Source organism: Nostoc sp. JL33 (assembly GCF_017114985.1).
Taxonomy (GTDB): domain Bacteria; phylum Cyanobacteriota; class Cyanobacteriia; order Cyanobacteriales; family Nostocaceae; genus Nostoc.
Genome location: NZ_JABXKP010000007.1, coordinates 52,613 through 65,503 on the forward strand (window position 1 = coordinate 52,613; position 12,891 = coordinate 65,503).

Below are 12,891 nucleotides of genomic sequence, written 5' to 3' on the forward strand. Positions count from 1 at the left end.
TAAATTGTTTTGCCTACTTAATGAATTCTGATATGAAAGCTACTTTGTTGACTGCCTTGATTGCTGCTACCGCTACCTTGACCGGATTAGTTTCCAAAGTAGAAACTGCATCTGCTGCTGGTTTTACTTGGAATAATGCCTGGGCTCAACCAACGATATCTAGTGAATCTAAAACTGGTTTTAACGACACTCCTTTTCAACAATTTGTCCAAAAAGAAAGCGTTGCCATCCCAAACAGCGGACAATTTAAATTAGACCCTAGTAAATTAAACCTAAAATACAACTACAACGTATCTGTTGACTTTATCAATGAGGGCGCTAGTTTTAGAAACCAATTAGCCTTCAATGCCACAGGAACTACTAACAAGTCTGGACTGATTTTTAAGGATGCTTCTTGTGACGGAGTTTCTGGGTGTATGATGGGCGGGGGCGTTAGTTCACTAAACTTCGGTGATGGGGTCAATATTGGTAATATTGCCGGAGGTACTCAACTCGACTTCTTTTTAAAAGCTAATGGTTTGAACAATCCCAATGGCAACATCTTTGGTACTCAAACTGCCTCTAATGCTGACGGACTACAGCACGTAGTTGCTTATGCTTATAACAACTACATCATTCTGGGATTTGAGGATTTATACGGGGCTTTACACGCAACTGGTAACTTAAACCAAAATTCTGACCGTGACTTTAATGATCTTGTCGTCGTTCTTGATATCGGCGAGGCAAATGTTAGAGAGCTAATTAGCGCTACCGTTCCTGAACCATCTGTTACTCTGTCAATGTTTGCGGTGGGAGCAGTTAGTATGTTTGGATTGCGTCGTCGCCGTCAAACTCGCACTTCTAACTAAACTTTGAACGTTCTTAATATAGTAAGATGCGTTTAGTTTGATTGAAAAATAGCAAGTGATTGATCGCATTTTCACCCGTACACTTCTACGGGTGAATTTTCGTGTATATAGGACTGGTATTTGATTTTTGAAAAAAATCAGTACACTCCGAAAAGGCTTCTTCCCCACTCCCCACTCCCCCCTCCCTGTCTACGCAAATAATTATGGCTATGCCACGCTGCGCGAACAAAAATCAAATATGATTCCTATAGTCGCATTTATATTTTATCTACCGCGATCGCGTTCTAAATCATCAATTACTTTTTGCAAATACCACTCGTCTGCCATCCCAGGAGAGTAATCCTGCTTCTGCTGAATCAATCGTTCGGCAATTTCCCAATATCCGCCAACCATTCGCAAAAGTCGCTGACGTAGCAGATTATATTTTTGCTTTTTTGACTCTGGACTAAATTTATGGATTTTTTCTAGGCTACTTAAAACTTGTTGATAATTTCCCCAGTCTTCTTGTTCACAAAAGATACTCGCCGCCCGTTGATAATCTTCCACGGCGTTTTGCATTTCTTCTAAACAAGTATAAGCAATGCCGCGATTGTAGTAAGCTTGAGCATCATCAGGATTGATTTGCAGCGCTTGGGTGTAGTCTTGAATTGCACCGAGATAATTGCCCGTTGTCCGATAGGCATTACCTCTGGCAATATAGACTAAGGCATCTTCGGGTTGCATCTGGAGTGCTTGGTTAAGATCCGCGATCGCACCTTGATGATCTCCCAATACAGAACGCGCTTTACCTCGATTGCGATAGACAATCGCATCTTGAAAATTTAATCGCAATGCTTGATTAAAATCTGCGATCGCTTCTCGATAATTCCCCATTTTACAACGCACAACCCCACGACAGCAGTAAGCTTGGGCATCTTGCGGATCGGCTTTTAATACCCAGTTTAAATCGGCGAGTGCCTCTTGGGTATCTCCCTTTTCAGCTTTTTCTAATAATTGCGTGAAATAATCATTGGTGGATAAAATTGGCGCATTTGTAGAACTAGATTGCTGTACAACAGGTAATTCTGGGGGTTGTAGCTTTTTAATTAGTTCCAGACACAGGCGACAATTCTCTTTATCCTGTTGCTCTAGATATAACTGTGCAGCTTTTTTAAAATTAGCGATCGCATCTTGAATATAACCCTGTTTGCGCCGCACCATTCCCCGCAGATTATAAGCAGCAGCATAATTCAGATTGAGACGAATAGCGCGTTCAACATCCTCCAGCGCCCCCGGCAGATTTTTCAGCGCTACCCTTGCCAATCCACGACAATAATATGCCTCTACACTGTCAGGATTCAGCTTCAGTGCTTCGGTATAATCTGAAACAGCCTTAAGGATTACACCTGAGTCATAATATGCCAAACCCCTTTGCAAGTAAGCTTCGGTAAAGTAAGGTGTCAGTTCTAAAGCATGGTTAAATTCCTCAATTGCTCCAGCGTAGTCTTTTCGCCTAGCCTTTTCCAATCCTCTATTGTAGAATTCGTCATTCATGGCATTTGTTTGGTTGATTCAGTTAGTTGAATTCCAGCAGGCTTGTTTCGTAGTTTAACCTATGCGCTCACCCTTAATATTCTAAGTATTCAGCGTGGCTTTGCTTCATTTCGTATTTTCGATTAAAAAAAACGAACACACCACCCTAAGTTGTTATAAATAGAATTCACCCAATGGAATATTGTACACGTCCAGTTTTTATAAATCTAGGCGTAGGTTGGGTTGAGGAAAAAACCCAACACCAAGAATCGTTGATTTTGTTAGGTAACACGAATGTTCAACCCAACCTACAAATATTTTATTTTTTCAGAGTAATAAAAGAGCGGTAAATTGTTATAAACGGAATTCACCCAATGGAATCTTGTACACGTCCAGATTCTAATCAATAATAAGTTATGCCAATGGAAATTAGAACTATCACAACAGGTATATAAGCTGAAAAACACCTAAATTGCATAATCGGATTAAATCAAACTCTTGTGGGGTGGGCCGAAAAGCCCGCCATAATTATGCAAGTTAAATGTGGAACAGTTTAGCAGTCCTAAATCATTGACGAAACCTAGTACGCCACGGCGTAAATAGAGCAACCATTTAAAATTACTAGGAAGCCTATTGCATAATACTTTTGAATGCGTGAATGCGTGACTTACGCCTTGCGGTACTAGCCCCCTTACCTTATAGAAAAGGGGAAAAAATCAAAGCCTCTCCCCTAAAAGGAGAGAGGTTTTCCAGAATAACAGTGAAAAGTCAGAGAATTATTCTGAAAGCAAGCTAGGAGAAGTCAGTACAAAAACATCCCAACTTCCTTCAGCATCAATTTGTGGTTTTATGGGATTGGCGAAGTGCAAGAATTCATGGTCATTTACCAATAAAAGTTCTCCCGGATTTAGAACTTTGCTAAACACAGGCTTTTCTTTTTTGGCAGTATACAGATGTGTTTCTCCACCTTGAATATTATTTCTAGCTACTGAGAAGATGCCAACAAAATCAGTGCCATCTTGATGGATACCTTCAGGTGCTGGATTACCTGAATTATCTGGTGAACAAAGAATTCTAATTTGATGAACTCCGATTTCAGCTTCAGGATGAAGTTTACAAGAATCGCTAAATGCCAAAACAAGATGTTTAAAAATATCAAGTTCTATGAGCGCATCATCTAATTCTGCAAACTCTCTTTTTATGTCGCCCGCTAATGGATTATATTCTTTGCTTTGAAAGAAGTAGCCATGAGGTAATTTGATTAACTGATTTCCCGATACTGTGAACCGAGATAATCTTCTCGAACGATGATTGCCTTTGATATAAGGGTCAATAGGCATATTACTAAAAAATGGCTTAAAACCTTCTAGATTTATCGAATTTACCTTTCTTAGAGTAAACAGAAAAGCATATTCTAATTCCGTTGATGTCCACACTTTTTGCATAGGATTTACCTCCTTGCATGTTGAAATTCTCCCAGATTTTCCTTTATGGGAGGCTTATAACACCTAGTATATGCTAATTCTTATTAAGATGTTGTTAATTTAACTACAAAATTTGACACTTTATGATATATCAAATTACTCAAATTCTGTCACAGGGCGGAGTAATGCTTATGGGTGTATGAGTAGCTGCTGAAAAGATTTGCTGATGGGGGTTCGGTGGGGAAGAAATCGACGTATATTTACTAACAGCAACAAGGTTTCATAATGATTGATTGGCTTTACCGTTACCCACCTTTATATCCAGGTATTCTGCTAAAACGCTACAAGCGGTTTTTTGCTGACGTTCAACTTACTTCTGGCGAAATAGTGACAGCACACTGTCCCAATACAGGGCCAATGACTGGAGTCTCGACTCCCCAAAGTGCTGTACAGCTTTCCAAAAGCGATAATCTTAACCGCAAATTGGCTTACACTTTAGAACTAATTCAGGTACATGACAATGAGCCGACTTGGGTAGGTATAAATACTTTTTTGCCCAATCGGGTGGTAAAGCTAGCTTTGGCGAAACATCTTTTCCCAGAATTGGGCGACTATAGCCAAATCAAGGGCGAGGTAGTTTATGGGCTAGATAAAAAAAGTCGAGTGGATTTTTTCTTGACGGGAAGTGATCAGCAACGCCCGATTTATTTAGAAGTTAAAAATACAACTTTGTCTGAGGGGAGATTAGCCTTATTTCCTGACACGGAGACTACAAGAGGACAAAAGCACTTGCGAGAATTAATGGCGCTGCTACCTCTAACTCGTGCGGTGATGCTTTACTTTATCAATCGCAGTGATTGTACTGAGTTTTCCCCTGGCGATCGCACAGATCCTATATATGGTAAATTATTACGGGATGCGATCGCTCTTGGTTTAGAAGTCTTACCTTGCCGTTTTGACATTTCCCCCGAAGGTATCCGTTATTTGGATTTGGCAAAACTAAAAATTTGATTACATCTAATTAGAGAGACGTTGCAATCCAACGTTTATACACGCATAAAACAATAAATCCATCTAGACAGTATCTAGATGGATTTATTGGTAGTTGTGTTTAATAAAAAACATTCAACCAGACTGTAATCGAGAAACGACTATAGGTAGTCGCCGTCCCAGAAATAGCATTCGCTATTCTGAGATTTGCTTATGCAGGAATCAAAACTGTGTCAATTACGTGGATGACACCGTTATCAGCAGCAACATCTGCTGTTGCAACTTTTGCATCATTTATCTTGACGCCATTAGAAGCATCAATTTTCACATCTGAACCTTCAACTGTTTTAGCTGTCTTCAGTTTAGCTACATCAGCAGCCAGTACCTTCCCTGAGACAACATGATAGGTTAAGATTTTCTTGAGCTTAGGAATATCTTGGAGTAATGCGTCTACTGTACCTGGTGGAAGCTTATTAAATGCTGCATCAGTGGGTGCGAAGACGGTGAATGGGCCAGGTCCTTGCAGTGTATCTACCAGACCAGCCGCTTTAATTGCTGCAACTAGTGTATTGAAAGAACCATTATTAGTGGCAGTGTCAATTATGTTGGCCATGTGTTTTACCTAAGTTCTGTGTAACCTGTTACAAATTTAAACTACTTGTTTAATAAAATCTATCTATCGGTAGACGTATGTCAAATCAAATCTTTTATTGATACGATAGAAAACTTTACATATTTTTATACAAATAAAAAATAATATGTGCATTGTCTTGGGCGGGTGAGTTACAAGCGCTCCTTTTTCTACACCAAAGTAGGGGCGATCGCTGTTCACTACTATGAATACAGCACTTTTTTACCAAAAAAGTTAGTTAAAAGTATTTTGTTGGTATAGCTTAAATATTTAGGAATACTAGAAAAATTAGAATAAAACCTCTACTCGGTAAGCTATTCAGCGCTTTTATAGTATTTAGATTTGCTTGTACTAGCTTTTTGTCAGGATTCTCTAACCAAAATTGTTGGTAATGAGCCTATTTAACTGATATTATTTCATCACTAAATACATTTCACTCGCTGTTTGTGTAGTTCTACTTGGAAATAATAAATGGTTCATCACACTAATACTTTTAGCGATTGTGATTGGCCGTTTATTTCCAGAATACTCAAACTCTCATTTCTCCATGTCCTCTGCCATCTCTGTGGTTGGTTTTTCCGTTGCCTGTGCGTAAGTCAGGTATATCAACAATGAGACTTTTAGGTAATATTTTCCTCGAACTATAACTTTTATGAACAGAAGAAGACTTATTGTTTGGATTGCTACGGCAATTACCAGCATGATGTTGGTAATTGGCTTACAGTTTGTCAATTTTTCACCAGCAAGTTCCGCAACCACACTTAACGTGTATGCGGCTGTCAGCTTAACAAATGCGCTGAATGCCATTAAGACTCAGTACCAAAATGCTAACCCAGGTGTCAACGTTGTTTATACATTTGGTGCTTCTGGTACCTTGCTCAAGCAAATACAAGCAGGAGCACCAGCAGATATTTTCATTTCTGCTGCCAACGACCAAATAAATGTTTTGCAGAATTCAACTCCAAGTAAATTGGTTCCAGGTAGTCGTAAAAACGTCGTCAAAAACAGTCTAGTTTTGATTGTTCCTACGACATTTCCGATTAGTGCTGGTAGTGCAGGTCTCACTAGCTTCAATGGGTTGACCAACGCCAACATTACTGGCATTGCTATAGGTGACTATACAGGTACTCCTCCAGTTGTGCCAGCCGGAAATTATGCCAAACAAGTTCTGACTAAGCGAGGTATTTTCACTACTCTTAGTCCTAAATTATACCTTGCTAGCAATGTGCGTAACGTTTTAACTGCTGTTGAAAATAAAACTCTTGTAGTTGCAGGTGTAACTAAAACTATCAGCGCAGGTGCCGTTTACAAAACCGATGCTGCCATTTCTAAGAAGGTAAGAGTCGTAGACAGTGCGAAAGTAGCAGAGAGTGATACGATTATCTATCCACTGGGTATACTCACCAGAACTAAAGTTTTATCGACGGCACAGAGTTTTTCTAACTACTTAAGTGGTAGTACTGCCAAGAATATCTTCAAAAATAATTATGGCTTTGTCCTGCCTTAATGACTGCAAACTAAATCAATTAAGTACTCGTTGTCGTGAATTTTGAACTATTTGGAGTAATGTCTCGTGAAGTTCACTAAAAAACTCTCAATTATTGTTTGTAGTCTGAGCACTGCCTTGCTTCATACTGCTGTGATTACCAATACTTATAAGTCAGTAGCACAAGCGGAAGGAAAAGAGCTAATTTATAACGGGGGATTTGAAATCGACCCTCTGGCAGATCCTAATAATCCTAACGGTGTAAATCCTAATGTTACTGGATGGCTTAAATCTGGCGCTCTAGGTACTACAATTAGCAACTTTCCTCACACTGGTAACCAAGGTTTATCGCTTGGTGCATTTTCAGGCATTAGCTACATATCGCAGACTATCCCTACAGTTGTTGGTCGACACTACCAACTTACTTACTATTTTGCATCCATAGAGGAGCCACCTGACCTTGAGAATAAATTTCAGGTTTTTATAGATGGAAAAAAGGTTTCTGTTAAAAAAGATACTCCTTTCCAACCTTATAGGCAATACACCTTAGATTTTAAAGCAAAAGCAAGATCCACAGAGATAAAGTTTGGTTCCCTAGCAAAGTATGCGTTTTTATATTTGGATGATGTGAGTGTCAAAGCTACACCTTAACAATCAAGGAGAAAACAACGGGGATAAATAAACCACAGATGACAAGCTAACCTTATTGTCTTAGAAGCCCAAGCAATGTCTGGCTCCATAGTGTCGAGAATGCCACTGAAATTCTTCTGATTAAAAAACTCCATTATGGGTTTATAGAGAGGTTGCCTTAAGTGTATGAATCATTATCCATATCAATAGCTAACTCTCAGAAACCAGAATAAAATGCTCAGTTTGATTGACACTACTTAGAGCCAGCATGGATATAACTATCAACTTGTTTTAATTGTCGGAATTTAGAATTATTTGGAGTCAAGTTTCATGAAGTTAACTAAAAAACTCTCAATTATTGCTTTTAGTGTTACTACTACCTTAATTAGCACTGCTGTGATTACCAATACTTATAATGCAGCCGCACAAGCGGCAGAACTTGTTAAAAATGGAAGCTTTGAACTCGATCCGCTCGTAGATCCTAATAATCCCAATGTTACAAATCCTAATATTACAGACTGGACTAAATCTGGTAATCCGATGGATATATCAGGGATAAGAATAAGCAATTTTCCTCAGCATGGTAGTGGTAATCAGGGCTTATCACTTAGTGGATTTATAGACCTCAGCTACATATCACAGACGCTTTCTACACAACCTGGTCAGAAATACGAACTTAGTTACCATTTAGCATCTATAGATGAGGCACCTGACCTTGATAATCAATTTCAGACATTTGTAAGTGGAAATAAGATTTTTGATCAAAAAGACATTTCTTTTCAACCATACACGCAATATAAGTTCAATTTCACGGCAGACGCATCATCCACAGAATTAAAGTTTGGGAATTGGGATAAATATGGATTCTTATACTTGGATAATGTGAGTGTAAAACCTGTGCCTGAGCCATCGACTATTGGAGGAATAATAGTTACTGGTGGGTTGTTGGGAATATGGCTGAAGAAAAAGAAAGCAATTAGTTAGAAAAAATAACCCTTTTTTGTCACTCTCGGAAAACAATAGAGTGTAGACGCGCACTGGCTTGTCGTTAGACATCGCCATACAATTCTCAATGGAAAAGGTGTCAAGGCGTAGCCCATCGTAGACATCGCCTTACCCTTTTTATAGCTAAATAAAGTTCAAATTTGATAATCCAATGCAGCTAAAATTCTGCCACAATGCTGATTTGCAGGTACAGCTTCCAGCATCTTTTTCGGTTGGGGTAAGTTGAGGTTCTTCATTAGTTCGATGAACTGATTGCGGCTGCGTCCAGCAAAACGAGGATTCCAGCACTTTTCTTCGCCAATCGTGGATACTGTCTGTCCTTGGTAGTCGTGGCCGGGATATACCAAGGTGTCATCTGGTAATGTGAATAGCTTTTGAGTAACGGCATCATACAGTGAGCCAGCGTCACCGCTTTGGAAGTCGGTACGACCACAACCCCGGATGAACAGGGCATCTCCAGTTAATAGATGAGTGTCATTGACTAAGTATGCCATGTGGCTGTCAGTGTGACCAGGGGTAGCGATCGCTCGAATCTGCACGTTCCCTAATTCCAACATATTTCCATCGGCAATGTAGTGGTCTGCACAGGTAGCGGCTGCATTCTCAGGCAAAATCCCCAAACAACCCGTCAGTGACCTGAGTCTGTCTGTTCCAGTAATGTGGTCAGCATGAATGTGAGTTTCTACACAGTAGCGCAGGGTCAGCCCCAATTGTCGCAATATCTGAAGATCACGTTCGACCTGCTCCAACACAGGATCAACTAGGATAGCTGTTTTGGTTTCTGGGTCAGCAATTAGGTAAGTATAAGTACTAGATTCTTTATCGAATAGTTGACGAAATAACATACCAGGTTTCCTCAACCCGAAAGTAGTAGCATCGGGTTTTGGATTCAGAGATTTCAGTAACTCCTGTGCCAAATTTGCTGCCTGAACGCGAATTTCGGGAACAGCAGTGGTTTCCCAAAGATTGCCTTTGCGCGGTGTCCCCAAGGTGTACAGCATTTGAGATGTATTTCCATCTGCATCGATCACCGCACCATTTGGAGCAGTGTCGATTCCCATTGACAATGTGTTGGGACGGATCAGCCGTTGTTCTTGGATGCTAGCCACCAATGGGTGCTGCAATCTGCGGTAATCACAATTTGCACCAGTGCAGTTGATAATCCGCTTCACCTGCAAAACGATATTTTTGTGCGTCCCCCGTTCGCAGATGCTCACATTCACTCCATTCTCTAACTCCTGACAACTTTGAATCCGACCTGCGTAATGCTTGAGTTGACCAGACTCGATTGCAGCATCCAGTACTTCGGCAATTCCTTCAGCAATCCGATGACGGTGAACTTCCCAATAAGCTTTGACATGGCGGAGAAATCGCTTCTGTTCCCGCAATGGCATTGCTTGCCAAAGTTCTGGAATAATTGGGCGGATGGCATCGATTACCGCCCGCCAATCTTGAGCGTGTCCTTGGGTAAGGGCTTGGCGCAGTTCTTGACGTACCACATGCAGCAGTCCTCGCGCCGTTTTTGGCGCAGTTTCTAGATTAATAAATGCCGGATAAGCTGCTGTTGATTTGTGCTTAAAGGGCATCAATCCGTGCCGCGAGACGGTATGAATTTGTCCCTGGAACCCTTGTTGATGTAGGGAAACAACCGCATCTACCATTGTTAACCCAGTACCCACCAGCAGAATAGCATCCTCTGGATTTAAGTCGGTAATCGCATCCGCAGACCAAGCATCTTTGACATAGCGGTTGTCTAAAACGGCAAGCGGTGCAGGCGTAATTGCCGGGAAATTGCCCAACGCTAACACCGCTTTTTGCACATGCAAACATTGGCCACTGCTCAGATAGACTATTGTATTGGTCGGTTTTGTTTCAATGGCGATCGCTTCATCCACAATCTTCTCTAGCTGCACATTAGCCGGTGCATTTACCTGTGCTGCTTTTAAAGTCGCCTGCACATAGTCCCCATAAACCCGACGCGGAACGAAGGTAGATGGAGTTACCTGTTGGTGCCCATTTTTGTGCAGCCAGTTGAGGAAGTGATTTGGCTCATCAGCAAATGCGCTCATCTTACCCGCAGGCACATTCAGCAAGTGACAGTCAACTGGTGTCCCGTAAGCAACTCCTCTACCCACTTCAGAATTACGTTCAATCAACTTGATGGACAATGGCATAGTTGCGTTGCGTAAAAGATTGGCTGCAACCAGAGAACCGCTAAAGCCACCACCAATGATAGCGATCGCAACTGGAGGGACGGTTAGGTTAAGAATATTGTTGTTCATAGGACGTGTGAGTTGCACTTGCTGCTTTCTACCTATCAATCTACGGCCGATAAATTGAAATTTACGCTTATTGGAAGTTGTTAGGCGGAATGAATTAGCTCAAAAACCACATAGGCACAAGAATAAGTGGGAATTGCACTTGAGTATCCAATTCCCCAAATCGAGAGAGTGGCGATCGTCAGATTACACAAACTAAAATCTATATGAGACAACGTTTTGGAACTACTTCTCTAAAATTGATGTGTCTATTGCATCCAAATACGATGCAAATACCGGGGTTTTTAATTAACATCAAAAAACCCTTCAAAAGCGATAATTTTACCTTGACAATTGTCAACATTTTCTGACACTACTAGCATTCAAGTTTCAGATAATGTTTGGCTTAATATCTTAAGAGCGATCGCTGTTAGGGCATTGTCATATAGCGCTTCCCAGGTGCAGGAAGTAGATCATATCAAAACCTTACCACGCCAGTTGCTACAACTCTTGGAACCCCGCAACACACTGGCTCCCCAACCCCTCTCCTTACCAAGGAGAGGGGAGATAAAGCACAGCTTTATTGGGGTGAGGTTAAGCTGTACCTGATTCTTATTAGGAAAAGCAATATAGAGGTATTGAGAAATACAGTAGCCCTAAATCGATTATGAGAAAATAATAAGCTTGTGAATGTGACTAAGTATTTAGTGCAAAATGTGGAGGCATTTGCTAACTGAATTGGACGAAGCCTATCGAAAACTTCGTAAAATCAAAAGCGTATTTACACACAAAATTATCAGGTAATTAAAATGACTTACGATTCCGAAGATGTGCAACAAATCCTTCAAATAGCACTCACTCGTAAACAGGAAACTGAATTTTCACGAGAAGAGCTTGTAGAAATGGCATCTGACTTAGGTATTTCTTCTAATATTTTGGAAACAACTGAACAAAAGTGGTTAGCTCAACAAGAAGAGGAAGGTTCGAGACGCACATTTAATACTTTCCGACGTAGAGCGTTTTGGGCACACTTTGTTTCCTTCTTAGCGGTGAATTTATTCCTCATTCTCTTGAATTTAATCACTAGTCCTAGTTATTTTTGGGCTATCTTCCCAGTTTTAGGATGGGGGTTAGGACTATTTTTTCATTGGTGGAGTGTTTATCAGAGTAAAACAGAGGATTACGAGATAGCCCTTCAGAAATGGCGTGCAGAAATTTAACTTCTCCCTACTTTGAAAAATGGAGACACCAACGCACAGCTATGCAGCCCTACGAGTTGCGAGTAATCTTTCACCTACAAATGGCGAAATTTCCGTACTTGATACTCTGCTGACTCCAGTATCGGATAGGATTCTCCCAGTAGTTGGATGAATTTGTCTTCGATAGTCTGCAAATCGGCTTGGAGTAAGACTTTCCACTGCTCCAGCGTTGCCCAATGAAATAACTTCTCTGTGGTCATTGGGGCTGATCCAAACCTCTTTACCGAGAAATCCAGGATATTCAGCCAGCGCTGTTGTCCAAATTTGTGCATCCTTCTGGATAAAATCTTCCCATAGATTCGGGGCACTTTAAACTTGAGGAGTTCTATAACCACGCCCTTTGAACCTTGTGCTTGCTAATTTGCCAAAATAGAGATGTAGGCTAGAATAACTACGCTTTTAGCATAGCTTGATTGCCTACACTCAGGAGCAAGGGTCGGCTGGTTTGAAATAAATAAGAGGAAGGAAGTATGGACAGCAATAACTGGTTGCAACAGTTAATGATGGTGGGTCTTGGCACAACGTCTTTAGTAGGTGAAAAACTGCGCCAAGTTAGTGATGATTTAGTTAAAGACGGTAAGCTCAATCCTGAGCAAGCCAAGGCGGTAATAGATGATATTGCCCAGCAGTTAAAGTCGGAACAGGGAAACTTCGATGTCCAAATGCAACGGCAAATGCGGAATATGATGCAGGATTTGGGGGTAGCTCGTCAGTCGGAAGTGGACGAGCTGCGCGGTAGAATTGACCGTTTAGAGCGTCAACTGCGCGATTTGGAAAATAAGCTTTGGCGTTAAGATGTCCTTTCTGATTTAAACTAATTGTGTCCTGTTGGTAATGTTTTTGCCAGG

12 protein-coding genes and 1 pseudogene are annotated in these 12,891 nt (G+C 40.9%); 8 read left to right on the top strand and 5 right to left on the bottom strand.

All coding sequences use genetic code 11. From position 1 onward, the window contains the following. Nucleotides 1-32: 32 nt before the first annotated feature. Entirely contained in the window at nucleotides 33-848 is an 816-nt protein-coding gene (locus tag HWQ23_RS00420) for a DUF4114 domain-containing protein (RefSeq protein ID WP_292822807.1), read from the top strand. 264 nt (nucleotides 849-1,112) lie between these two features. On the opposite strand, the gene HWQ23_RS00425 is transcribed toward HWQ23_RS00420, so the two are convergent. Beyond that, nucleotides 1,113-2,381 (bottom strand): tetratricopeptide repeat protein, encoded by a 1,269-nt coding sequence (locus HWQ23_RS00425; RefSeq protein WP_292822808.1) that lies wholly within the window; start codon nucleotides 2,379-2,381, stop codon nucleotides 1,113-1,115. 755 nt (nucleotides 2,382-3,136) lie between these two features. Next, on the bottom strand, nucleotides 3,137-3,805 hold the full coding sequence (locus HWQ23_RS00430) for a 2OG-Fe dioxygenase family protein (RefSeq protein ID WP_292822809.1): 669 nt from the start codon (nucleotides 3,803-3,805) through the stop codon (nucleotides 3,137-3,139). Nucleotides 3,806-4,069: 264 nt separating this feature from the next. Between HWQ23_RS00430 and sfsA the strand changes: the two genes are divergently transcribed. Next, nucleotides 4,070-4,795 carry a DNA/RNA nuclease SfsA gene (gene sfsA / locus HWQ23_RS00435; RefSeq protein WP_292822810.1) on the top strand — a complete coding sequence of 242 codons (726 nt, stop codon included), beginning with the start codon at nucleotides 4,070-4,072 and terminating at the stop codon, nucleotides 4,793-4,795. A 190-nt stretch (nucleotides 4,796-4,985) separates the two neighbouring features. Here the strand turns inward: sfsA and HWQ23_RS00440 are convergent, their stop codons facing one another. Next, nucleotides 4,986-5,387 (bottom strand): fasciclin domain-containing protein, encoded by a 402-nt coding sequence (locus HWQ23_RS00440; protein WP_292822811.1) that lies wholly within the window; start codon nucleotides 5,385-5,387, stop codon nucleotides 4,986-4,988. A 670-nt stretch (nucleotides 5,388-6,057) separates the two neighbouring features. Between HWQ23_RS00440 and modA the strand changes: the two genes are divergently transcribed. The 3 genes from modA to HWQ23_RS00455 all read left to right on the top strand — a co-directional run bounded on the left by modA (nucleotide 6,058) and on the right by HWQ23_RS00455 (nucleotide 8,505). Continuing rightward, nucleotides 6,058-6,912: a molybdate ABC transporter substrate-binding protein gene (modA, locus tag HWQ23_RS00445; RefSeq protein WP_292822812.1), complete on the top strand. Its 855-nt coding sequence runs from the start codon at nucleotides 6,058-6,060 to the stop codon at nucleotides 6,910-6,912. 66 nt (nucleotides 6,913-6,978) lie between these two features. Beyond that, the gene (locus HWQ23_RS00450) at nucleotides 6,979-7,542 is read left to right on the top strand and encodes a DUF642 domain-containing protein (RefSeq protein WP_292822813.1); all 564 of its coding nucleotides are present in this window, start codon (nucleotides 6,979-6,981) and stop codon (nucleotides 7,540-7,542) included. A gap of 309 nt (nucleotides 7,543-7,851) precedes the next feature. After that, the gene (locus HWQ23_RS00455) at nucleotides 7,852-8,505 is read left to right on the top strand and encodes a DUF642 domain-containing protein (protein WP_292822814.1); all 654 of its coding nucleotides are present in this window, start codon (nucleotides 7,852-7,854) and stop codon (nucleotides 8,503-8,505) included. Between the two features lie 155 nt (nucleotides 8,506-8,660). On the opposite strand, the gene HWQ23_RS00460 is transcribed toward HWQ23_RS00455, so the two are convergent. After that, entirely contained in the window at nucleotides 8,661-10,826 is a 2,166-nt protein-coding gene (locus tag HWQ23_RS00460) for an FAD/NAD(P)-binding protein (RefSeq protein WP_292822815.1), read from the bottom strand. A 312-nt stretch (nucleotides 10,827-11,138) separates the two neighbouring features. Here HWQ23_RS00460 and HWQ23_RS00465 point away from each other — a divergent pair, with 312 nt between their 5' ends. Both HWQ23_RS00465 and HWQ23_RS00470 read left to right on the top strand, forming a co-directional pair. After that, nucleotides 11,139-11,393, top strand: coding sequence for a hypothetical protein (locus HWQ23_RS00465; protein ID WP_292822816.1), 255 nt, complete (start codon nucleotides 11,139-11,141; stop codon nucleotides 11,391-11,393). A 200-nt stretch (nucleotides 11,394-11,593) separates the two neighbouring features. Continuing rightward, a complete protein-coding gene (locus HWQ23_RS00470) occupies nucleotides 11,594-12,004 on the top strand; it encodes a 2TM domain-containing protein (protein WP_292822817.1) in 411 nt (136 codons plus the stop codon). 74 nt (nucleotides 12,005-12,078) lie between these two features. Here the strand turns inward: HWQ23_RS00470 and HWQ23_RS00475 are convergent. Then, nucleotides 12,079-12,378: pseudogene (locus HWQ23_RS00475) on the bottom strand (TIGR03792 family protein). Nucleotides 12,379-12,513: 135 nt separating this feature from the next. On the opposite strand from HWQ23_RS00475, the gene HWQ23_RS00480 reads away from it, so the two are divergent. Further along, nucleotides 12,514-12,837, top strand: coding sequence for a phasin family protein (locus HWQ23_RS00480; protein ID WP_100901084.1), 324 nt, complete (start codon nucleotides 12,514-12,516; stop codon nucleotides 12,835-12,837). Nucleotides 12,838-12,891: the final 54 nt, after the last annotated feature.

Bases quoted from the DNA above. Each gene is read 5' to 3' on its own strand.
- HWQ23_RS00420 (WP_292822807.1), top strand. From the start codon at position 33: ATGAAAGCTACTTTGTTGACTGCCTTGATTGCTGCTACCGCTACCTTG.
- HWQ23_RS00425 (WP_292822808.1), bottom strand. From the start codon at position 2,381: ATGAATGACGAATTCTACAATAGAGGATTGGAAAAGGCTAGGCGAAAA.
- HWQ23_RS00430 (WP_292822809.1), bottom strand. From the start codon at position 3,805: ATGCAAAAAGTGTGGACATCAACGGAATTAGAATATGCTTTTCTGTTT.
- sfsA (WP_292822810.1), top strand. From the start codon at position 4,070: ATGATTGATTGGCTTTACCGTTACCCACCTTTATATCCAGGTATTCTG.
- HWQ23_RS00440 (WP_292822811.1), bottom strand. From the start codon at position 5,387: ATGGCCAACATAATTGACACTGCCACTAATAATGGTTCTTTCAATACA.
- modA (WP_292822812.1), top strand. From the start codon at position 6,058: ATGAACAGAAGAAGACTTATTGTTTGGATTGCTACGGCAATTACCAGC.
- HWQ23_RS00455 (WP_292822814.1), top strand. From the start codon at position 7,852: ATGAAGTTAACTAAAAAACTCTCAATTATTGCTTTTAGTGTTACTACT.
- HWQ23_RS00470 (WP_292822817.1), top strand. From the start codon at position 11,594: ATGACTTACGATTCCGAAGATGTGCAACAAATCCTTCAAATAGCACTC.
- HWQ23_RS00480 (WP_100901084.1), top strand. From the start codon at position 12,514: ATGGACAGCAATAACTGGTTGCAACAGTTAATGATGGTGGGTCTTGGC.